This is a genomic window from Winogradskyella epiphytica, assembly GCF_003217215.1.
Taxonomy (GTDB): Bacteria; Bacteroidota; Bacteroidia; order Flavobacteriales; family Flavobacteriaceae; genus Winogradskyella; species Winogradskyella epiphytica.
Genome location: NZ_QJTD01000001.1, coordinates 102601 through 126630 on the forward strand (window position 1 = coordinate 102601; position 24030 = coordinate 126630).

General features: G+C 35.2%; 19 protein-coding genes. 14 read left to right on the forward strand and 5 right to left on the reverse strand.

The features are described from left to right. Positions 1-17: 17 nt before the first annotated feature. The gene (locus DFQ11_RS00495; RefSeq protein WP_110473685.1) at positions 18-1202 is read left to right on the forward strand and encodes a pyridoxal phosphate-dependent aminotransferase; all 1185 of its coding nucleotides are present in this window, start codon (positions 18-20) and stop codon (positions 1200-1202) included. Between the two features lie 108 nt (positions 1203-1310). Here the strand turns inward: DFQ11_RS00495 and DFQ11_RS00500 are convergent, their stop codons facing one another. Together DFQ11_RS00500 and trkA are read right to left on the reverse strand one after the other, a co-directional pair. Beyond that, entirely contained in the window at positions 1311-2813 is a 1503-nt protein-coding gene (locus DFQ11_RS00500; protein WP_110473686.1) for a TrkH family potassium uptake protein, read from the reverse strand. A gap of 4 nt (positions 2814-2817) precedes the next feature. Further along, entirely contained in the window at positions 2818-4167 is a 1350-nt protein-coding gene (trkA, locus tag DFQ11_RS00505; RefSeq protein WP_110473687.1) for a Trk system potassium transporter TrkA, read from the reverse strand. 268 nt (positions 4168-4435) lie between these two features. Here trkA and ubiE point away from each other — a divergent pair, with 268 nt between their 5' ends. Together ubiE and porT are read left to right on the forward strand one after the other, a co-directional pair. After that, complete coding sequence (ubiE, locus tag DFQ11_RS00510; protein WP_110473688.1) at positions 4436-5167, forward strand: bifunctional demethylmenaquinone methyltransferase/2-methoxy-6-polyprenyl-1,4-benzoquinol methylase UbiE; 732 nt, start codon at positions 4436-4438, stop codon at positions 5165-5167. Positions 5168-5169: 2 nt separating this feature from the next. Next, positions 5170-5886 carry a type IX secretion/gliding motility protein PorT/SprT gene (gene porT / locus DFQ11_RS00515; RefSeq protein ID WP_110473689.1) on the forward strand — a complete coding sequence of 239 codons (717 nt, stop codon included), beginning with the start codon at positions 5170-5172 and terminating at the stop codon, positions 5884-5886. On the opposite strand, the gene DFQ11_RS00520 is transcribed toward porT, so the two are convergent. After that, positions 5873-6607 carry a TrmH family RNA methyltransferase gene (locus DFQ11_RS00520; protein WP_110473690.1) on the reverse strand — a complete coding sequence of 245 codons (735 nt, stop codon included), beginning with the start codon at positions 6605-6607 and terminating at the stop codon, positions 5873-5875. The genes porT and DFQ11_RS00520 overlap by 14 nt on opposite strands. 164 nt (positions 6608-6771) lie before the next feature. On the opposite strand from DFQ11_RS00520, the gene tamL reads away from it, so the two are divergent. The 3 genes from tamL to accD all read left to right on the forward strand — a co-directional run bounded on the left by tamL (position 6772) and on the right by accD (position 11744). Beyond that, positions 6772-9360, forward strand: coding sequence for a translocation and assembly module lipoprotein TamL (gene tamL, locus DFQ11_RS00525; RefSeq protein ID WP_110473691.1), 2589 nt, complete (start codon positions 6772-6774; stop codon positions 9358-9360). Positions 9361-9545: 185 nt separating this feature from the next. After that, positions 9546-10613 (forward strand): class II fructose-bisphosphate aldolase, encoded by a 1068-nt coding sequence (fbaA, locus tag DFQ11_RS00530; protein ID WP_110473692.1) that lies wholly within the window; start codon positions 9546-9548, stop codon positions 10611-10613. A gap of 273 nt (positions 10614-10886) precedes the next feature. Then, a complete protein-coding gene (gene accD / locus DFQ11_RS00535; protein ID WP_110473693.1) occupies positions 10887-11744 on the forward strand; it encodes an acetyl-CoA carboxylase, carboxyltransferase subunit beta in 858 nt (285 codons plus the stop codon). Positions 11745-11799: 55 nt separating this feature from the next. On the opposite strand, the gene DFQ11_RS00540 is transcribed toward accD, so the two are convergent. Next, positions 11800-12939, reverse strand: a complete 1140-nt coding sequence (locus DFQ11_RS00540) for a sensor histidine kinase (protein ID WP_110473694.1) — start codon at positions 12937-12939, stop codon at positions 11800-11802. A 126-nt stretch (positions 12940-13065) separates the two neighbouring features. Then, on the reverse strand, positions 13066-14172 hold the full coding sequence (locus tag DFQ11_RS00545; protein ID WP_110473695.1) for a sensor histidine kinase: 1107 nt from the start codon (positions 14170-14172) through the stop codon (positions 13066-13068). 217 nt (positions 14173-14389) lie between these two features. Between DFQ11_RS00545 and rpsO the strand changes: the two genes are divergently transcribed. From rpsO to DFQ11_RS00585, 8 genes are all read left to right on the forward strand, one after another. Beyond that, complete coding sequence (gene rpsO / locus DFQ11_RS00550; RefSeq protein ID WP_110473696.1) at positions 14390-14659, forward strand: 30S ribosomal protein S15; 270 nt, start codon at positions 14390-14392, stop codon at positions 14657-14659. A 229-nt stretch (positions 14660-14888) separates the two neighbouring features. Beyond that, the gene (locus DFQ11_RS00555; RefSeq protein WP_110473697.1) at positions 14889-17144 is read left to right on the forward strand and encodes a polyribonucleotide nucleotidyltransferase; all 2256 of its coding nucleotides are present in this window, start codon (positions 14889-14891) and stop codon (positions 17142-17144) included. A gap of 255 nt (positions 17145-17399) precedes the next feature. Next, positions 17400-18836: a glycosyltransferase gene (locus DFQ11_RS00560; protein WP_110473698.1), complete on the forward strand. Its 1437-nt coding sequence runs from the start codon at positions 17400-17402 to the stop codon at positions 18834-18836. Positions 18837-19247: 411 nt separating this feature from the next. Beyond that, entirely contained in the window at positions 19248-20054 is an 807-nt protein-coding gene (gene proC, locus DFQ11_RS00565; protein ID WP_110473699.1) for a pyrroline-5-carboxylate reductase, read from the forward strand. A 115-nt stretch (positions 20055-20169) separates the two neighbouring features. Continuing rightward, positions 20170-20949 carry a glutamate 5-kinase gene (proB, locus tag DFQ11_RS00570; protein WP_110473700.1) on the forward strand — a complete coding sequence of 260 codons (780 nt, stop codon included), beginning with the start codon at positions 20170-20172 and terminating at the stop codon, positions 20947-20949. Between the two features lie 21 nt (positions 20950-20970). Continuing rightward, positions 20971-22170: a glutamate-5-semialdehyde dehydrogenase gene (locus DFQ11_RS00575; RefSeq protein ID WP_110473701.1), complete on the forward strand. Its 1200-nt coding sequence runs from the start codon at positions 20971-20973 to the stop codon at positions 22168-22170. Between the two features lie 166 nt (positions 22171-22336). Beyond that, on the forward strand, positions 22337-22711 hold the full coding sequence (locus DFQ11_RS00580) for a hypothetical protein (protein WP_110473702.1): 375 nt from the start codon (positions 22337-22339) through the stop codon (positions 22709-22711). A gap of 95 nt (positions 22712-22806) precedes the next feature. Beyond that, positions 22807-23670 (forward strand): sigma-70 family RNA polymerase sigma factor, encoded by an 864-nt coding sequence (locus DFQ11_RS00585; protein WP_094967995.1) that lies wholly within the window; start codon positions 22807-22809, stop codon positions 23668-23670. Positions 23671-24030: the final 360 nt, after the last annotated feature.

Here is a 24030-nt window from a genome sequence, read left to right on the forward strand (position 1 = left end):
TCAACATAAAATAACAGATGAATCAACTTTCAGATAGAATTAACAATCTATCCACATCAGCCACCTTAGCGATGGCTGCAAAAGCTAGAGAATTAAGAGCCGAAGGAAAAGATATTATTGGATTAAGTTTGGGTGAGCCTGACTTTAATACGCCAGACTTTATTAAAGATGCGGCTATTAAAGCGATTAACCAAAACTATAACAGCTACACTCCTGTAGATGGTTATGTAGAACTGAAGCAAGCGATTATCACAAAATTTAAGCGTGATAATAGGCTCGATTACAGCTTACCACAAATTGTGGTCTCCACCGGTGCAAAACAAGCCTTAGCTAATATCGCTGCTGTTATGCTCAACCCAGGTGATGAAGTTATTTTACCTTGTCCGTATTGGGTAAGCTATAACGATATTGTAAAGTTAAACGATGGCGTACCTGTAGAGGTTCAAACCTCAATTGAAAACGACTTTAAAATGACTGCTGAACAATTAGAAGCCGCTATTACTCCTAACACTAAGATGGTTTGGTACAGTTCGCCTTGTAACCCAAGTGGTTCTGTATATAGTGAAGCCGAATTGAGATCATTAGCAGAAGTCCTAAAGAAATACCCGGATATTTTTGTGCTTTCAGATGAAATCTATGAGCATATTAATTTCAAAGGTGGTCATTTTAGTATGGCCGAAATTGAGCATATGTACGACAGAACCATTACAGTAAACGGTGTATCAAAAGCCTTTGCGATGACAGGTTGGAGAATAGGTTATATTGGTGCTCCAGATTGGATCGCTAGAGCTTGTACTAAAATGCAAGGTCAGGTGACTAGTGGTGCTAACTGTATTGCTCAACGGGCCACAATTACAGCTTTAGAAGCCTCACCGTCTCGTATTAAATATATGATAGATGAATTTAAAGAGAGACGTCAACTCGTTCTTGATTTATTAAATGAGATTGAAGGGTTTAAAAACAATGAACCCGAAGGTGCTTTTTATATATTCCCAGATGTGTCCTCATATTTCGGAAAAACGATAAAAGGAACCACTATAAATAATGCGACAGACTTCTCTTTGTTTCTACTAGAAGAAGCTTTAGTAGCAACTGTTACAGGTGAAGCCTTTGGTAATCCAAACTGTATAAGAATTTCTTATGCAGCATCACAAGATGAAATTAAAGAAGCTATAAAACGAATTAAAGCAGCCTTAAGCTAAAAATAAAAGTGGTGTTTAATGAAGAAGCTGTAATGTCATTTTTTGACTTACAGCTTTTTTTTATGCACCTAAATTAAATCGTGTTAGGTCTAATAAAATGTAAGCAGTCTACCTATTTCTCCAGAAGAAAGGTGTCATTAAAATTAAAACCGTAAACAGTTCTAATCGTCCTATTAACATTAAGAATGACGCCCACCACTTACCTAACTCAGGTAAAGCGGCAAAATTATGCACAGGCCCAAAATTCCCAAGTGCGGGACCAATATTCCCTAAACTCGTTGCCGAAAGTCCAACAGCCGATACAAAATCAATTTCAAACATAGAGAATACTAAGGCACCAACGATAAAGGATAACATATATAGTATAAAGAATCCTAAGACGTTAAATACAATTTCTCGAGACACTGATTTTTCATTATATCTTACTGGAATAATAGCATTGGGGTGCAAAGCACGTTTAAATTCTAAAAAGCTATTTTTAATTAAAATCAATTGACGCATTACTTTTACACCTCCAGCAGTACTCCCTGCAGAACCCCCTAAGAACATCAATCCGAAAAAGAAAACGGTCAAAAACGGAGTCCAAACCGTGTAGTCTGCCGTTATAAATCCAGTAGTAGTAATCACACTGACCACTTGGAACAAGGCATGTCTTAAAGCGCTTTCACCTTCACCCCATATCATAGGATGTATTATTGAGGATTGAGATATATCCGCTCTAAAATAAATTAAGACCGAAGCGATTATAGTAAATACTGCCACAAATCTGAAGTAGAGCTTAAACTCTTCATCGTGTATAATCTTAGATACTTTCCCTTTAAATAAATAGTAACTTAATACAAAATTAGTTCCAGCCAAGAACATAAAGAAAATGATAATATACTGTATAATAGGATGATCGTTCCAATAGGCAACACTTGCATTTTTAGTAGAGAATCCTCCTGAAGACAAAGTACTTAACGAATGATTTATAGCATCAAAAAATGACATCCCTGCGACTTTTAACAGTATAGTTTCTGCCACCGTATAGCCCACATAAATTAACCATAAACGCTTCGCTGTATCCGTTATTCTCGGATGAAGTTTATCACCAACAGGTCCAGGAGCTTCGGCTGCAAATAGCTGCATACCACCAACACCAAGTAATGGAAGAATAGCGATAGCTAAAACAATTATACCCATACCACCAATCCATTGGGTTAAACTTCTCCAAAATAACACCCCTTTAGGAATTATTTCAATATCATTTAATATAGACGATCCAGTCGTGGTATATCCAGACATGGTTTCAAAAAAGGCATCCGTAAACGAAGGAATAGATTCAGTCACCAAATAAGGTAAGGTTCCAGATAGTGACATCACAATCCAACCAAAGGCTACCACTATATAACCTTCTCGCTTATTCATTTCTTTGCGATGATTTTGAGTTCTATACATCACCAAAGCTCCAATGATTAGCGTAACGAATCCCGCTAAAAATAATTGGAGGGTCACACCGTCTTGATAAATAAGACTTATCAAAGTTGCGATAAGCATAAAACCACCATTGAATAATAGTAGTAGTCCTAAAAAATGAAAAATGATTTTATGATTGAGCCTAATGCGCGACATATGGTTATGAGAAAAATGCTTCTACTTCTGAAATAGATCGTGGTAAACTACAAACAACCACACGATCACCGGCTTCAATTTTAAAACTCCCCAACGGAATAGATCCGTTTCCTCCTCTAATGACACCACCGATAATAGCCGATTTAGGAAATTTCAAATCTTTTATTTGCTTATTGGTGATTTTAGAATTTGGCTTCACTACAAATTCTAATAGCTCAGCATTCATATTGGTTAATTTCGTCATGGCAACAACCTCACCTTTTCGTATATATCTAAAAATGTTGTTTGCAGCTAAGAGCTTTTTATTAATAAGTGTATCAATGCCTATAGATTGTGATAATTGATAATAATCCATATTTTCAACTAAGGCAATAGTTTTTGCCACACCTTTTGATTTCGCTAAAAGACAGGACATAATATTGGTTTCAGAATTACCAGTCACGGCTATAAAAGCATCCATATCAGAAATGTTTTCTTCTTCTAATATATCCACATTTCTACCATCACCACAAATTACTAAAGCATTAGGTAAATCTTCTGCTAAATCTTCAGCTTTACTTCGTTTACTTTCAACCAGTTTTACATTAAATTTACTCGTACATAAGTCAGTCGCGGTTTTATAACCAATTTTACTACCTCCAAGAATCATGACATCTTTGATATCCACCTTGACTTTTCCTGATAATTTAAAAAGCTCTTCTCCTCCACCTTTCGAGGTCATAAAAACCACCTTATCACCTTCTTTGAAAATCGTATCTCCTCTTGGTATTATCGTATATTGGGTTCCGTAACGTTGTATAGCTATGGGAATAAAATTTAATTCTGAAAACAGCTCGGCAGCTTCTTTCACAGATTTATCAACAAAGGTTGCCGTTCTAGACAAACGTAGCCCTAACATGGTTAATTCACCATCTTCAAACTCGTAAGTATCATTAAATCCGTATTGGTTTAATAGTAATTCTATTTCTGCCGCTGCTAGAGATTCTGGAGAAATCAACTCATCAATCCCGAATTGAGAAAATCCGACCATATCTTTATGTTCGATAAACTCGGTATTCGAAATACGTGCAATCGTTTTTTTAGCTCCTAATTGTTTTGCTAGAACGCAAGCCGTGATATTTGTAGTTTCAGACGATGTTACTGCAATAAAAAGCGCAGCTGTATCTATTCGCGCATCTCTTAAGATTGAAATAGAGGTGGCATCACCTTTAATCGTCCTAATATCTAAATGCTCACCAGCATAAGCTAAGCTATCTTTTTTGGTATCAATTAAAGTAATTTCTTGAGACTCGTAGGATAAAAGTTTCGCCAAATGAAATCCTACCTCACCTGCTCCTGCGATTATTATTTTCATTGTATCTTCTCCGAATAAGACTGCAAATATATGGATTAGTTAGAAGCTCTTTAGTTTTCAACTATTTAAAGTTTAAATTAAATCCAATAAGAACAATTCAACCAACCCCTAAATCATTAAAAATCAAAGAATAAAAAGCAAGAACTCACTTAGAAGCTAATTAACAAAAACAAACAAATTCTAAAAACGCCCTAATTATTAACTTCATTTGTAAACAAATAACTTTAGTCACACTTATAAGTTCTTAGTATATTTGCCAAAAATTTCTATGGCTAAGAAAGTAAATCCATATAAGGACAGTGACCAATCTAAAAAGGTTCAAGTCACTAAAATGTTCGATACGATATCGAAAGAATACGACAGTTTAAATCGTGTCATTTCTTTTGGAATAGATATTAAATGGCGGAATAAAGTTGTAAAATTGGTAGATAAAACCAATCCTAAAAACATTCTTGATATTGCTACCGGGACTGGTGATTTAGCCATTAGCCTTGCTGAAACCAAGGCAGAAGAAATCATTGGTTTAGATATTAGCGATGGCATGTTAGAGGTGGGTCGTCAAAAAATTAAAGCCAAAAATTTAGATCATATTATTTCTATGGTTATTGGCGATTCTGAAGAATTACCTTTTGAAGACCATACTTTTGATGCCATAACAGTAGCCTTTGGGGTTCGGAATTTTGAACATTTAGAAAAAGGTCTTGCCGAAATTTTAAGAGTGCTAAAACCCAACGGTATCTTTGTGATTCTTGAAACTTCAGTACCAACGAATCCAATTTACAAAGCAGGTTATAATTTCCACACTAAACTAATTATGCCTACGATAGGGAAGTTATTTTCTAAAGACAAAGTGGCCTATAATTATTTAAGCGAATCTGCTTCAGTTTTTCCTTATGGTGAAGCTTTAAACAATATTTTACGAAAAATTGGGTTTATTAATGTCGAAGACCATCCTCAAACCATGGGAGTGGCCACAATTTACTCAGCATCTAAAGCATAAGTATGAAGCGAATTCTTGTCCTTTCAGTATTTTTATTAATTTTTCAAAATATGTCTGCGCAACTTTTTTCCAAAGAAAGAGTGACGAATTCCGTAGATAATATTGATCAAAAGTTTTTGACTTGGGGTTACTTTTTAGGCTTCAATCAATACGATTTTAACTTTGATTATAATGAAAATTTAGAAGATATCCTTGTGGATAAAACTTTTGGATTTCATTTGGGACTGGTTGGAGATATGAGAATTAACAACCATTTAAACTTAAGATTAGAACCAGGCGTATTTTTTACCACAAGAAACCTACAATACGATGAAAGTTATTTTGAAGGTATAGAGCATAACGATTCAGATTTATTAAGAGAAGTGAAGTCGACCTATGTTCATATTCCACTACTTTTAAAGATTTCAACGAAACGTATCAATAATTTTAAACCATTCATTGTAGGTGGCGTTTCTACAGCTTTAAACCTATCAAGTAACCAAGATAATCCTAATGACAACCGTTCGGGAGAATTTAGAATGACCAAAAACACCTATTTCTACGAGCTTGGTTTTGGTATCGACTTCTACTTACTTTATTTTAAATTCACGCCATCAATAAGAGGCGTATTTGCAATTAATGACGAGATTGTGAAGGATATTGACCCAAACAGTCCGTGGACAGGGAACATTTCAAAAATGCAAACACGAGGCGTTTTTATCAATTTTACTTTCCAATAGAGCGACGTCTAAACTCACTTAATAATATGGCTGTTGCATTAGCAACGTTTAAGCTTTCTGTTTGTTTGATTTCACCAAACTGTGGAATGGTTATTTTTCGGTGGACATGACTTTCTATGGTTTCAGAAATACCATTAGCTTCATTACCTAAAACAACGACACCTTCAGATGGCAATTCTGAAGTATAAACGTTTTCGCCATCTAAAAAGGTTCCAAACACTTTTGTATGACTAGATTCTAAATAATCATTCAAGTCCACGTATTGAACATTCACACGAGTTAAAGACCCCATCGTGGCTTGCACTACTTTTGAGTTATAACAATCTACTGTATTTAAGCTACACACCAAGTCCTTAACACCATACCAATCACAAAGTCTTATGATAGTTCCCAGGTTCCCAGGATCTCTTACATCATCTAAAGCGATTACCAAACCTTGATCCGATACTTGCCTTGGTTTTGGAATTTCAAAAATAGCTAGAGCTGTGTTTGGATTTTTAAGTGAGGATATCTTTTTTAAATAGGCTTCAGAAATCGCTACAACTAATTCCGATGGCGCTTCAAAAATTGGCATCGTGGTGTAGAGGCTTTTTAGTTTAAAATCGGACTTAAGAAACTCGGATATTCCTTTTATGCCTTCAACAATAAACAAACCTTCCTGTTGCCTATTCTTTTTTTGACTTAAACCTCTAATTAACTTTATTTGATTCTTTGATAACATCAAAATGTATTTACATTTGTTAGACGGAACACTATAAAACACAAAGTAAACCTTTTTTAATTTTATAGTCTTTCTAAATTAATGCAACTATACTATTTCATAAGGATAAATGGTATTATTTTTGAGTCGTAAAACAACATTTAATTAACATAGGGCATTACAACTTGCAGGATCGCTATTTTATATCGCATTTTAACTTAAAATTACTATCACGCTATGCGGCGGTTGCTATTTCTATTTTCCTTCTAAGTTCTTGCAATATTGTAAAACGCGTCAAAGATGGCGAGCACTTAATTGTTAATAATACAATATTAGAAGATGGTAATAAAACCAATAATGAACGTATAAACAATATCATCATCCAAAAAACCAATTCGGGAGTAAAAGGTTTTTTAGGCATTAAACTTCCTATAAAATTAGGTATTTACAACCTAGCTAGACCTAATATTGATTCTATATTATACGCCAATATTTTAAGCGATACCTCAAAGGTTAAACGAAGAGTAGCTCTACTCTCTAAAAAGCAATTTGATAAATCTATTGAATCTCGCCGTAATTTTAACGCTTGGTTAAAAAGAACTGGAGAAGCCCCTACTATTCTAGACGAAAGTAAAACAAAGAAAACCGCCAATAATCTTAAAAAATACTATTATACCAGAGGATGGTTAGACAATGAGGTGAATTACGAAATTGTTAAAGACAGCAATAAACGAGCGGAAGTTATTTATAAAGTGACACGAAACAAACCTTATATTTTAGACTCACTTAAACCAATTATTAGCAGCCCTGCCATAGATTCATTGTACGAGAAATTCGGAAAAACGACCTTACTTCAAAAAGGCGTACAGTTTGACGAACAACTTTATGAAAATGAACGTGATCGCATTAACACCTACTTAAGAAATTCCGGATTCTATTATTTTGGACAGGATTATGTGAGGTTTATTATTGACACTATTGGAACCAAACAGAAGGTAAATACAGAATTAATCATTTCAGACCGTACAATAAGAGGTGATGATTCCACAACTGTAACGCCTTTCAAGATTTATAAGATTAAAGAAGTGAATATTTTCACCGATGATAATTTTACAAATCGTGATCAGGTTATTGCCGATACAACCATATATAAAAACTTTAACCTTTACAGTAAAGACCGTTTAAGGTTTAGACCTAAAGCACTCACTGACGCTGTTTTTATTAATAAAGGTGATATTTACAGTGATTTGGCAAGAAGTAGAACACAGCGTTACCTCAACGATCTTCAGATGTTCAGGTACCCGAGTATAGATTATATTGAGAATGCGCAGGACACTTCTTTAATTGCGAATATCTACTTAGAGCCTAAGAAAAAATACGCCTTAAGTTTCGATCCTGAAATTAACACAAGTAATATTCAAACTATAGGATTTTCCTTTAGTACAGGATTAAAAATCAGGAATGTGTTTAGAGGTGCTGAAACCTTGGAAATAACAGGTATCGCAGCTATAGGTGCGTCAAAAAACCGTAACGACCCAGAAGCTGCCTTTTTTGATATTAATGAGTTTGGAGGAAACGTCCGCTTAACCATTCCGAGATTATTCAGTCCATTTAATACAGATAGAATTATACCGAAATACATGTCTCCAAGCACTACAATGAACCTTTCTGCAACGAGTCAGCAAAATATAGGATTAGATAAACAAGCCATCTCCGGAGTTTTTAGCTATAATTGGTATCCTTCCAAAACAGTTACTAATACGGTAGAGCTCTTTAATGTCAATTTCGTTAAAAACTTAAATACGAACAATTATTTCGGAGTTTACAAAAATTCTTTCGACCGGCTAAATATCATTGCACGAGACATAGGGTATATTGCAAACGATGAGACTTTGTATGATGATTCTTCTAATACGTTTACACCTGCTGATATCTTTATATCAGACGTATTATCAGGTAACACAGGCTTAAGTCCAAATAATGAAGATTATGTTTTAGTCAATAATATTGATGAGCGAAAGCAACGATTAACCGAGAATAACCTCATATTTTCCTCAAGTTTTGATTATAAAAAAGATAGGCGAAAGAACATATTTGATAATGATTTTTCAGTGTTTAAATGGCATGTAGAATTAGCCGGAAACTTACTATCTAACTTATCAAGTGCTATGGGATCTCAGAAAAATGATGCTGGAAATTATGAAATTTTTGGAGTGGCCTTCTCTCAGTATTTTAAAACTGAACTTGATTACGTTAAGTATATTGATCTAGGTAGAAAAAATGTCCTTGCATTTCGAAGCTATGCTGGTATTGCCATCCCTTTTGGAAATTCTAATAGTATTCCGTTTGCAGAAAGTTTCTTTGCCGGAGGACCCAACGACAACCGTGCTTGGACTGCTTATGATTTAGGCCCTGGAAGTTCTAAAACTACAAATGAATTTAATGAAGCTAATTTTAAAATCCATCTCAGTGCCGAACAACGTTTTAGTCTATTTGGTGCATTTCAAGGTGCCATATTTGTAGACGCTGGGAATATTTGGAATGTGTTAGACAATGTCACCGAAGAAGCCGAAACATTTACAGGGTTTAAATCCTTAAAAGATATTGCTGTCGGATCTGGGATTGGCTTACGTTACGACTTTAGTTTCTTTGTACTTCGATTCGATGTCGGTTTTAAAACTTACGATCCTTCATTGCCTGATGGCGAACGCTGGTTTAAAGATTATAATTTTAGAAACGCCGTTTATAATATTGGTATCAACTACCCTTTCTAAATCACCACTATTTGATAAGTTGATTAATTAAGTATTATTTTAAACTTTCAGCTCACTTCACCATTCGCAGGAATCCATAAATGCATTTTGCTTCAATTTATAGACCTGTATTTTATCCCTTTTTTGACTTAGTAAATACTGAAAAATTACGTATTTTTGGTATCTAAATTTTCAATCCTAAAATTATGAGTCATAACATTAAACCTGGAGTTGCAACAGGAAAAGAAGTTCAGAATATTTTTAAACACGCTAAGGAAAATGGCTATGCTTTACCAGCTGTAAACGTCATAGGAAACAACAGTATTAATGCCGTTTTAGAAACAGCAAAAGCATTAAACGCACCAGTTATCATTCAATTTTCGAATGGTGGAGCACATTTTAATGCAGGTAAAAGCTTAAGTAATGATGGGCAAAAAGCCGCTATTGCTGGCTCTATAGCAGGTGCAAAACATATTCATCTTATGGCTGAAGCTTATGGTGTTCCTGTCATATTACATACAGACCACTGTGCTAAAAAATTATTACCTTGGATTGATGGTCTTTTAGACGCTAGTGAACAACATTATAAAGAAACAGGTAAACCGTTATATAGCTCTCATATGATTGACTTATCGGAAGAGCCCTTAGAAGAAAATATTGAAATCTGTAAAAACTATCTTGAGCGTATGAGCAAAATAGGTATGACTTTAGAGATTGAATTAGGAATCACTGGAGGTGAAGAAGATGGTGTAGACAATACTGATGTAGACGATTCTAAATTATACACACAACCTGAAGAGGTCGCTTATGCTTACGAAGAATTAAGCAAAGTGAGTGACCAGTTCACAATTGCAGCTGCTTTTGGAAATGTTCACGGTGTTTACAAACCAGGTAACGTTAAATTAACGCCTAAGATTCTAAAAAATTCTCAGGAATATTTATCTAAGAAACACAATCTACCACATAATCATATCGACTTCGTTTTTCATGGCGGATCGGGATCTTCTTTAGAAGAAATCAGAGAAGCTATTAGTTACGGTGTTATCAAAATGAATATCGATACGGATATGCAATATGCCTTTATGAGTGGTGTTAGAGACTATGTTCAAGATAAAAAAGACTATTTACAGACTCAAATTGGAAATCCAGATGGCGATGATGTTCCAAACAAAAAGCACTACGATCCACGTATTTGGTTAAGAAAAGGAGAAGAAGCCTTTGTTGCAAGACTTAAAAAAGCTTTCGAAGACTTAAACAATGTCAACACATTATAATCTTAATTTAAGATATTTTAGAAACCCATTAGAACTTATAATCAGAGTTTTAGTGGGTTTTTATTCATGTATATAATTCGTTTTTTGAGATACCTCTCGCTATTTTTGAGTTGTATTCATTAAAATAGTAATTTTGTAAACTTGCATTCGTGCAATACAACTAACATAAAATACCGATTGAAGATTAATAAGATCTAAAATCATAAACCTGTCCGGAGCGTCACACCACCCGATAACATGTGCGACAACGACGGATGAAAATCGTAAATTAATATGGCTTGGTTTAAAAGAAAAGAAAAAGGTATTCATACCTCAACAGAAGAAAAAAAAGACACACCGAAAGGGCTATGGTACAAATCGCCTACTGGTAAAATCATAGATACAAAAGAGCTAGAACAAAATTTTTATGTGAGTCCAGAAGATGGCTACCATGTAAGAATTGGAAGTAATGAATATTTTCAAATCCTTTTTGACGATAATAAGTATAAGGAGTTAAATCCAAATTTGACCTCTAAGGATCCTCTTAAATTTGAAGACACTAAAAAGTACCCAGACCGTTTAAAAGCTGCTCAAGCTAAAACTAAACTTAAGGATGCTATCCGTACGGCAGTGGGTAAATCTAATGGTGAAGATTTAGTAATTGCCTGTATGGATTTCTCTTTTATTGGTGGATCTATGGGAAGTGTGATGGGAGAAAAAATTGCTAGAGCTGCAGATTATTCTCTAAAAAAGAAAATACCTTTAATGATTATTAGCAAATCAGGAGGTGCTCGTATGATGGAGGCTGCGTTTTCATTAATGCAAATGGCCAAAACTTCTGTGAAGTTAGCACAGTTAGCCGATGCAGGGATCCCATATATATCTTTATGTACCGATCCAACGACAGGAGGAACCACAGCGTCTTTCGCCATGTTAGGGGATATTAATATTGCAGAACCAGGAGCATTAATAGGCTTTGCTGGACCAAGAATTGTAAGAGACACCACTGGTAAAGAGTTACCAGAAGGATTCCAAACTTCAGAGTTTTTACTAGAACATGGTTTCTTAGATTTTATTACACACAGAAAAGATTTAAAGAAGAAAGTTAATTTATATATCGATTTGATAAGAAATCAACCGGTAAGAGCATAATAAAATAGAAAGAGGCATTGCGCCTCTTTTTTTTATGTTTGTATGTAATTATAAATTATGCGAATCTGACCCGATGATCTCCCTGACTGATTGGTTCTGCTTTTAAAAAGTAAGTTGAAAAAACAGTCCCTTCATCCACAACACTTTCAACCTCTATTTTACCACCAATATTTTCAACATTATTTTTAGTAATATATAAGCCGATACCTCTAGAATCATGATGCTTATGCAAGATACCATTTAGCGTAAACAATTTGTCATAACTTTTTTCTAAGTCCATTCCCAAACCGTTATCCTTAATCTTCAAGACCACATATTCGTTATCAATTTCGCTAGATAATTCTATAACGGGTAGGCGTTTATCAGATTTATACTTTATGGAGTTGGTTAGAAAATTAAGAATAATGCTATCTAAATAGGCTTCAATCCCCTGGATTTTCACGCCTTTATTCACATTGTTTATAATCTGACACTTCTCTTTTTTAGCTATGGCACTTACATTGTAAATGGCACTTTCAACATATTTATGTAGGGAGAGTCGTTTTAACTTCTTAAACGATCGCTTCTTATTCTCTCGTATAGAACTAAGATTATTAATAGTATCATTTAAATTGGCTAAGGATTCCTTCAGCATTTTAAAATTCTCATTTGAACTTAAGACTTCCTCAAAATCTTCCTCTAAAAATTCAGTTATAGAAAATAAGTTACCAACATGCGTTCTTATATCATGCGTAGCAATATGTGCAAAATCTTTCAATTTTTCATTCTGCTCATTAACCACATTCATTAGAAAATCTAATCGTCCTGATGCCGATTTATGAACTGAAATATCGGTCATTTGAGATATAAAATAAATTGGAGAATCGGTTTCGTCTCTTACTAAAGAAACAGAAAGTAGCACCCAAACTACAGAACCATTCTTATGAAAATACCGTTTTTCTATTTGGTAATTTTCTAAAGTACCATCTAGCAGTTCTTGCATATGTTCTACGTCTAACTCTAAATCATCACGATGTGTGATATCCTTAAAGTTAGTACCAATCAACTCACTCTCTTTATAACCCAATAGGTTTTCGATGCTCTTATTCACCTTAATCCATATTCCTTCAGGGCTAATTATAGAAATACCACCATGAGCATTATTGAATATACTTTCAAAAAGCTGATTTCTAAGACGTTTTAAATTTTTAGGCATAGATCTATGATAAGCCTCAAAATTAAATGAAGCCCTACTATTTGCTTAACTCAATCACATATTATGTTAACAGCAATGCTAATTTTTCAAAAGAGAGGAAATTATTCTTCTAAGTAGTTCATACCATTACGCTTTTTTTAAATATACCGAAAACTCCGAACCAACATCAACTTCACTTTTTACCTCTACTCTACCGCCTAAGGATTCAATATGGTTTTTCGTAATAAATAAACCTATACCAATGGCATCAGGATTACAGTGAAAAGTTTTATACATCTGAAATAAGGAATCTCCAAATTTATCAAGATCAATCCCAAGACCATTATCTTTTATTTTCAGGACAACAAAATCACCTTCAACATCGGAACTTAACGCAATTATGGGTTTTCGTTTTTCCGTTCTGTATTTAATGGCATTGGTTAAAAAATTAAGAATAATACTATCGAGATAGGCGGGAATAGCCTTTACACAAATGTCTTCATCAATCTCATTATAAATAACAGCTTTTGCATTTTGAGCCAAGGCAATAATATTATAGGTGGCTTTCTCTGCGTAATCATATAAATTAAGAGCATCCATTTTAGAATCTTCGATCTCTCTAATTTTTGCAACTTCTGTTAAATGGGATACTGTTTCCTGTAAATTATCAACCGCCTGTTTTAACAATACAAAATTTTCATTTTGTTTTAAGGTAGAATCGTCATCTTCCAAAAATTCAGTAAGGGTTAAGAGATTCCCGGAATGTGACCTTAAGTTATGCGTTACAATACTTGCAAAGGCTCTTAATCGGTCATTCTGTTCTTTAGCCAAATAAAGCATGGTCTTTAACTTATCCTGACCTTTTTGGTGTTTCGTTATATCAGAAAACTGCCAAATCATATGAGGTTTGCCCTTTTTGAAATAGACCAACGACACATAAATGAGCATCCAAATTATAGTACCATCTTTATGAAAATAACGTTGTTTAACGCGGTATTTGTCAATTTTACCACTGATAAGTTTTTCAAACTTTTCCTCATGCACACCTAAATCTTGAACATAGACAATATTACTAATATCCATGTTAAAGAGTTCCCATCTGGTATAACCAAAAGTTTCACAGACGCTATCATTAACTTTAAGCCAATCTCCCTCTAAATTTACAATAGCAATACCATTATAGGCATTATTAAAAGTACGCTCTAGCACATCAAAGGCACTAGAAAAATTCCGTAAATTATTTGTTACTTTCATGCATAAAATTTACAGGGATTAATGTCATTGAAAGCTATTAATTAGTCAAAAGGAATACGGGTAAAATCATAAAGGCCAACCTTGCCAAAACCAGGCGACACCTCTTTTTTAATCTTAAAAAGTTACGAAAAAAATACCAAATGACAAAAAAATAGTATATTTGCCGATCGGAAGAAAGGCTTTCGAGTACATAAAAATCATTTACAACAATATTAGAATGTATTTAACTAAAGAGAAAAAAGAAGAAATCTTCGAAAAGTACGGTAAAGGTAAAAACGATACTGGAAGTGCAGAAGGACAAATTGCGTTATTCACACACAGAATTAACCACTTAACTGAACATTTAAAAAACAATCGTAAAGATTATAATACTGAGCGTGCCTTAGTAATGTTAGTAGGTAAGCGTCGTTCGCTACTTGATTATTTAACTAAGAAAGATATCTTAAGATATCGTGCTATTATTAAAGAATTAGGATTAAGAAAATAATCTCAATACAAAGACCACGCGTTTAGCGTGGTTTTTTGTATGCAAATAACTCAAGCGTAAGAGTTTAAAAATCGCGAAAAAATAGCAGAAAGATCCTAAGTTTAGGATTGCGGTTTTTCATTGGTCCAGGCCTTTTAGGCCAAACAACAACTACAAAACAACAACACAACGACCATTGTTTAACATCGTTTTAGTCAGCAATAATGGGCTAAAACATAGAATTAAAATTATGATACCAAAAGTATTTAAAGAAGTCATTGACCTTGGTGACGGGAGAGAGATTTCTATCGAAACCGGAAAATTAGCAAAACAAGCGCATGGTAGCGTTGTAGTGCGATCTGGAAAATGTATGTTACTATGTACAGTTGTTTCCAATTACAAACAATCTGATGTCGACTTCTTACCGTTGACTGTAGATTACAGAGAAAAATTCGCTGCCTCAGGTCGTTACCCAGGCGGTTTCTTCAAAAGAGAAGCAAGACCTAGTGATGGTGAAGTATTAACAATGCGTTTAGTGGACAGAGTTCTACGTCCATTATTCCCAAAAGATTATCACGCAGAAACACAAGTAATGATTCAGTTAATGTCTCATGACGAAGACGTGATGCCAGACGCTATGGCTGGATTAGCTGCATCTGCTGCAATTCAATTATCAGATTTCCCTTTCGAATGTCCAATCTCTGAAGCAAGAGTTGGTCGTATTAATGGCGAATTCATCATTAACCCAACACGTGCTCAATTGTTAGAATCTGACATCGATATGATGATTGGAGCTTCTGCCGATTCAGTTATGATGGTTGAAGGTGAAATGGATGAGATTTCTGAAGAAGAAATGGCGGATGCTATTAAGTTTGCTCACGAAGCAATTAAAGAACAATGTGCGGCTCAAGTAAGATTAGCAGAAGCATTCGGAAAGAAAGAAGTTCGTGAATACGCTCCAGAAAGAACAGACGAAGATTTAGCGAAGAAAATTCATGATATGGCTTATGATAAAGTGTATGCAATTGCAAAAGCTGGATCTGCTAAACATGAAAGAAGCGCTGCATTTGATGCAATCAAAGAAGAAATTAAAGCTACTTTCAGCGAAGAAGAATTAGAAGACTTCGGTGGAATGGTTTCAAAATATTACTACCAAGCTGAAAAAGAAGCTATTCGTGACTTAACCTTAAATGAAGGTTTACGTTTAGATGGTAGAAAAACTGATGAGATTAGACCAATCTGGTGTGAAGTAGATTACTTACCATCTACACACGGTTCGGCTGTCTTTACACGTGGAGAAACTCAAGCATTAGCTACAGTGACTCTAGGTACATCAAGAGAAGCAAACCAAATAGATATGCCATCTTACGAAGGTGAAGAGCGTTTCTATTTACATTATAACTTCCCTCCTTTCTCAACAGGTGAGGCAAGACCAATTCGTGGAACATCTCGCCGTGAGATCGGACATGGTAATTTAGCACAACGTGCACTTAAAGGAATGGTTCCAGATGATAGCCCTTACACAGTAAGAGTTGTTTCTGAAATCTTAGAATCTAACGGTTCTTCTTCTATGGCAACAGTTTGTGCAGGTACAATGGCACTTATGGATGCTGGGGTACAATTAATTAAGCCAGTTTCTGGTATTGCTATGGGATTAATTTCTGATGGTGATTCTGGAAAATACGCTGTACTTTCAGATATCTTAGGGGATGAAGATCATTTAGGTGATATGGACTTTAAAGTAACTGGTACTGCAGATGGTATTACTGCTTGTCAAATGGATATTAAAGTCAAAGGATTGTCTTACGAAATTTTAGTGAATGCACTAAAACAAGCTCGTGATGGTCGTTTACATATCTTAGACAAGATTACAGAAACTATCGATAAGCCAAATGCTGAAGTTAAAGAACACGCGCCTACAATGGTAACAAGACGTATTCCTAACGAATTCATTGGAGCCTTAATCGGACCTGGTGGAAAAGTAATTCAGGAAATGCAAAAAGAAACCGATACAACGATTGTTATTAACGAAGATCCTGTAACGGAAGAAGGTATTGTTGAAATTTTAGGTGTTGGTAAAAAAGGTATTGATGCTGTTTTAGCAAAAATAGACTCTTTATTATTCAAACCAGAAGTGGGTAGCATTTACGAAGTAAAAGTCATTAAAATGTTAGATTTTGGTGCTGTTGTAGAATATACACAAGCTCCAGGAAACGAAGTTTTATTACACGTATCTGAATTAGCTTGGGAACGTACAGAAAATGTATCGGATGTGGTAAACATGGGCGATGTATTTGATGTGAAGTACTTCGGTATCGATTCTAGAACTCGTAAAGAAAAAGTATCTCGTAAAGCGATCTTACCAAAACCAGAAGGTTATGTGGCAAGACCACCAAGAGATGATAACCGTTCTGGTGGACGTGATAATAATAGAGGAAGAGATAATCGCGGACGTGATAACAGACGTGATGATCGTAAACCAAGAGAAAATAAGAGAGAAGATTAATTATCTTTTACATCTTAAGACTATAAAAAACCCATCAAGGAAACTTGATGGGTTTTTGCTTTTTTACCAACAGGCAAACGTTAAAATATGAATAGGCCTTCATTTCTCGTTTCCTTAACCCTAGCTTGACTTGAGCTTAGGTTTTAACTGAATTCCCCTATTTTTTTCAATGTTAAATAAAATCTAAAAACAATCTAAACTTACGAAGTCAACGTACATCGGGTATTAGTTAACATCAAAACTATTACACGACATATGAATACAAACAAAAAATCGTCTAAGAATTTCTTAGCCTCTACTAAAGACAAAATAACCGCATTACCAAATACCATCAACTTACTATTAAACAGTAAGAGTAAAACTGAGAATCCTTATAACCGAATTGTATTACTAAGTTCGTTTTTACTGTTAATTCTAGGTATTTACTTTTTCTCTGTGTTTCATGGCGACTTTCAGCAATTCAATGCTGATCGTATGAGTACCACTCTAGGCTATTCATTCATTATTATAGCAACAAGTTTATTGGCGTTTAAAATTCTATTCTTTTTATTCAAAGCCTATAACTATTACAAATACAAAGCTATTGAGTCTGTATCAGATGAAGAACTTCCAACCTGTACCGTTATTGTACCAGCTTACAATGAAGGAAAACAAGTATGGGATACTTTAAAGAGTTTAGCCAATAGTAATTACCCCGAACATAAATTACAGTTATTATCTATCGATGATGGAAGTAAAGATGATACCTGGGATTGGATGTTAAAGGCAAAGGAAGAGTTAGGAGACCGTTTAGAGATTCTTCAACAACCAAAAAACCAAGGAAAACGTCACGCCCTTTATCGTGGTTTTAATATAGGAACTGGAGATATTTATGTGACTGTAGATAGTGATTCTATTGTGACTGAAGATACCCTGAGAAACTTGGTGAGTCCATTTGTAAAAGACGAAAACTGTGGTGCTGTAGCAGGAAATATTAGAGTTCTTAATAACAAAAAGGAAATGCTTCCTAAGATGTTAGATGTAAGTTTTGTATTGAGTTTTGAGTTTGTGCGTTCGGCAGAAAGTAATTTGAACTCGGTATTATGTACACCAGGCGCTTTAGCCGCTTATAGAAGTACTGCGGTTCACGAATGTTTACCACAATGGATCAATCAAACCTTTATGGGCCAGCCGTCAGATATTGGAGAAGACAGAGCCATGACCAATATGATATTAAAACAAGGGAAGTACGTCTTATTCCAAAAGAATGCGGTGGCTTACACCAATGTTCCTGAAGAGTATTTAGGCTTATATAAGATGTTTATCAGATGGGGACGAAGCAATGTGCGTGAGAACCTTGAAATGTCTAAATATGTATTCACCAATTTTAGAGAAAGCGGTAAATCAGGAATTAGACTATTATTTATCAGTCAGTTCTTAAAGATACTGATGAGTTACCCATTACTAATTTCTATGTTGTTCTTTGTATTGGTGCACCCGCTCCTATTCTTAGGGTCGACCTTAGTGAGTATATTAGTCGTGTCCACATTTTCAGTGCTGTTCTTTGCAAGTCAGTATAAAACAACAGAAGGCTTTTGGGCTTATTCGTATAGTATCTTATATACCTTCGCCTTATTCTGGATTACACCTTATGCTATTGCAACCGCAAATAGAAGAGGTTGGTTAACCAGAGGCTTAGCAGAAAAGAAATAAGTTCTTATAGCATTACAACTTTATTAAGATGGTCTAAAATATATGATATGTTTTAGACCATCTTTTTTTTGCACCACATACAACTCATTAATTATCAGCTATCCGCATTAAACATATTGCTTTAATCCTGAGAAACACATTCAGATATTATTGAAATGATCGCTGATGTTCTCATAAATCACTAAAAACCTACAAAATGTCACCGACAAATTGTCGGATTGTTGAAAAGCTTGAATTTCAACATTTTGAATTTTACAATAATTCACCCTGTATTATTAGAATATTTTAAAGAATGACATAAAACCCTACAAACTTCATAATTCTCAAAATCAAAGATTCTATTTGGCACTTCCGTACAGTCCTTGTGGTGTATAGTGTGATTTAATATAAAGAAGAAATAACTCAATAAGAATGAAAGTATTAGTAATTGGAGCCGGAAATATGGGCTTGACTTATGCAGAAGGAATGGCAGATTCGCCAATGCTGAATAAGCACAAGCTAAAAATATATGATACCGATCCAAAAAAAATAAAAAGTTTACGAGAAGATTCAAGATTTGATGTTTACGATAATTTAGACGACTGCTTACCAAAAGCCGATATCGTTTTTGTGGCCGTAAAACCTTATCATAGTGATGGCTTATTTGAAGAGATGAAAACTATGATCAACCAGAGTCAGATTTTTGTATCTCTCATGGCAGGAGTCACCATTGATACCATTCAGGAGAAATTAGAAGCTTCAAAAGTGATTCGAACCATGCCTAATTTACCAGCACAGGTGGGTAAAGGTGTGACCTCTTATACCGAATCTAAAGAGGTGTCTCGTGTAGAACTCATCATGGTTAGAAATCTATTAGACACTACAGGAACATCGATACATGTAGATACCGAAACTTTTATCGATGCCTCAACAGGGATTTCAGGAAGTGGACCGGCTTATGTCTTTTACTTTATGCAATCTATGCTAGAAGCTGCTTTAAAAATGGGCTTTTCAGCTTACGATTCTAAAGTATTAGTCAGTAGTACTTTTGAAGGCGCTATCGAGCTCTTCAATCAAAACGACATCTCTCCAAAATCATGGATTGCTAAAGTCGCTTCAAAAGGTGGTACCACCCAAGCGGCCATCGACTCCATGGAAGACAATAACGTCAAGCAACTTATCCAAGATGCTGCTTATGCCGCTTTCGACAGAGCGGTAGAATTAGGTAAAGAAGATTAAACCTAATTTCCTTAAAAAATCAATTAAATAATTTTCAAATCGAGTGTCTACATTTTCTAAAAATGCTGGCCCTCACAAACCTGCAAGATAGTTTCTTGCACATAGATTAAACACAATGAATGACGATATAAAACGTGTGGTGGTCAAAGTAGGCACCAACGTATTAACTAATAAAGACAATAGAATTTTAGGACCCGTTCTTCGTGAATTGGTCAGGCAAATCGCCGTACTATATGAAGAAGACATCTTAGTGGTATTGGTCTCTTCGGGATCTGCCATGGCAGGAATGGAAGTTTTAGGCGATACGGATATTAAAGATAAATCAATCCGACGACAAGTCTATTCTGCCGTAGGTCAACCCAGAATGATGCGCCATTATTATAGTATTTTCCATGATTACGGCATGCGATGCGCTCAAATTTTAGCCACGAAGCGTGATTTCGATATTGGTAAACACCGACAAAATATGATTAATTGTTATGAAGGTTTATTGTCTGAAGGCGTGATTCCTATTGCTAATGAAGATGATGCCGTGTCTTTAACCATGTCTATGTTCACGGATAATGATGAGTTAGCGAGTTTAGTCGCTGAACTTATCGATGCCGACCGACTAATCATTCTATCGGATACCGACGGACTTTATACAGGCCACCCAGATGACGATGATTCCATCAAGGTGAGTGAAGTAAAAACCAATGACAATGTAGAACAATATGTTCAGGAGTCGAATAAAAAAGAAGGAGAAGGCCGAGGCGGAATGGCTTCAAAATTAAGAATCGCCAAATTCACGGCTAACAAAGATATTCCAACATACATCGCAAATGGGAAACGCGAAAATGTCATTGTAGACATTATTAATAATAAAGAAGTAGGCACCAAATTTATTTCGGCCTAAATCAATAAAAAAAACAAACACATGAAACTATTACATACAGATATAAAAAACAAAGTTCTTCAATCCATGATCGAAATTCTAGATCGTGAACGAACGAACATTATAGACGCGAACAAAAAGGATTTAGAGGCCTTTAATAGAGACGACCAAGCTTTATATGACAGATTGGTGGTGAACAACAAGAAGGTTGATGAAATGATTGCGGCCGTAGATGCTGTGATGCACCAAGAAGATCCTGTAAGTCAAGAGATTTCTAATCTGACTTTAAAAAACGGGTTGAACATTGTAAATACAACAGCCCCTTTTGGGACCATTCTGATTATTTACGAATCCCGACCAGACGTCACTATTGAAGCGGCAGTTTTAGCCTTTAAAGCGAATAATAAGATTTTATTAAAAGGCGGAAAAGAAGCCTTAAATTCTAATCTTATCTTAGAACAATGTTGGCACGAAGCATTGGAAACTCACGGATTGTCTAAAGACTGGATCAAGCTTCTACACTTACAACGTGAAGAAACTCAAGAATTCTTAAAGAATCCAACCGAGCCACTAGACTTAATTGTGCCACGAGGAGGTGAACGTCTCATCAACTTTGTTAAGACTCATGCCACCTGCGCTGTTCTAGTCAGTGGTAGAGGAAATAATTTCTTATATGTTTCAGAGCATGCGGACTGGGCAAAAGCGGTAAACGTGATTATCAACGCCAAGACCGATAAAATTTCAGGATGTAATGCCTTAGACAAGGTGCTTATCAATAAAAACCTACCTGAATATCAAACGAAGTTAAAAATGCTTCAAGAAAAGCTAGAACAACATAAGGTTGAAATTATTGTAGACGATAAGGTCTCTGGTATTTTATCTCAAAAAGAAACGATTCAAGATGCAGGCATTTGGTATGAAGAATTTCTAGCCTTAAAATTATTAATTGCCGAAGTAGAATCTCTAGACGAAGCCGTGTCAACTATCAACAAATATTCTGGAAAGCATTCGGCAGCCATTATTACTGAAGATAAAGCCGAAGCGATGACCTTTATGCAACAAGTGGATAGTGCGGCTGTGTACCATAATGCTTCGACGCGATTCACCGATGGTGGACAGATGGGTGTTGGTGCAGAATTAGCGATTAGTACAGATAAGTTACACCACAGAGGCCCATTAGGCCTCAACCAATTGGTCACCAATAAATATTATGTGTATGGTGACGGCCAAGTACGTGTATAAATTAAAACTATAGCTAATCGATGGCTAGTTTTGCTTAGACAAGCGTCTGCCGTTTTCGGCCAATGATGTTCGCAGAACCACACAACAGACTGATAACCAAATGGTTTTAACGTTAAATTATTAAAATCATTTGGTTTTCTCATTAAAAAAACGTACACTATAGGTTATGATAACACAAGATAAAAGCAAGTACACATTAGAATTAAGTCAGTCCATTTCCTACCTTGAGAACTTAGGATATTCAAACATCAAGGCCGATATGGAAGGCTATGAATCACCAAAATCCTATCATAAAAAAGGCAGTGATATCGATGTCACCCCAGATATTGTTGCAGAAAAGGAAGGTCGAAAGCACATTTTCGATTTAAGTTTAAAGTCTCAGAAACCACGATTATTAAAATCAAAATGGTTATTTTTAAATACTTTGAGTCAATTGAAATCTTACCGTTTCCGATTAATCACCACACGTGGCCATTACAAATTCACCAATGAAATCATTGAAGATATTAATCTCGACACGGTAAAGCTTCTTAAGATTTAAAAGTTTTTTTATTATTGTGTAACATTTTTATGACTTTACACGTATAATAAAAGCAACACGTTGTTGTAATAAAATTGCACAAATCTTAAAATTAAATGAGACAACTTAAAATTACCAAGCAGGTAACCAATAGGGAAACTGCGTCGTTAGACAAATATTTGCAGGAAATTGGTAAGGTCGATCTTATTACTGCCGATGAAGAGGTAGAATTAGCTCAACGTATTAAAGCTGGAGATCAGATAGCCTTAGAGAAGTTAACGAAAGCTAACTTACGTTTCGTGGTATCTGTTGCTAAGCAATACCAAAATCAAGGTTTAACTTTACCAGATTTAATTAATGAAGGTAATTTAGGCTTAATTAAAGCGGCACAACGTTTTGATGAAACGCGTGGTTTTAAATTTATATCTTATGCGGTATGGTGGATTAGACAATCTATCTTACAAGCTTTAGCGGAACAATCGCGTATTGTACGTTTACCGTTAAACAAAATTGGTTCTATTAACAAGATTAATAAAACCTTTGCATTTTTAGAGCAAAGTCATGAGCGTCCACCTTCTGCGGAAGAAATCGCGAAAGAATTAGACATGACGATCAACGACGTAAAAGAGTCTATGAAAAACTCTGGCCGTCACGTCAGCATGGATGCTCCTTTAGTTGAAGGTGAAGATTCTAACTTATACGATGTCTTACGAAGTGGCGAGTCTCCAAACCCTGATAAAGATTTATTACATGAATCATTGCGTACGGAGATTGAGCGTGCTTTAGAAACTTTAACACCTCGTGAAGCCGATGTGATTCGTTTGTACTTTGGTTTAGGTAACCAACACCCAATGACTTTAGAAGAAATTGGTGAAACATTCGACCTTACTCGTGAGCGTGTTAGACAAATTAAAGAAAAAGCTATTCGTAGATTAAAACATACGTCTAGAAGTAAAATATTAAAGACTTATTTAGGATAAGCTAATAACGATAACAAACAGTATATTCTCTTAATTGAGATACCCACTGATGTGGGTAATAAGACTGTTCGTTTTTTGATTGATGAAAGAACTCACGGCTGATTACCGTGGGTTCATTTTTTTTTAGGCATAGGTAGTTATTACGCAGAGACACATGGGAGTTACGCAGAGACTCACAAAGGTGTCACGGAGATACACAGAGAGTAACACTGAGACCCGCAGAGAACTTAGTGTTGAGTTTTTAGTTGGTAGTCATTAGTTTTTAGTATCGAGCTTCCAACTTCTAGCTTCTAGTTCCTTAAATAGTTACGCTAAGATTCATAGAGTAAACACAGAGTCGCGCAGAGTATATTTTAGACA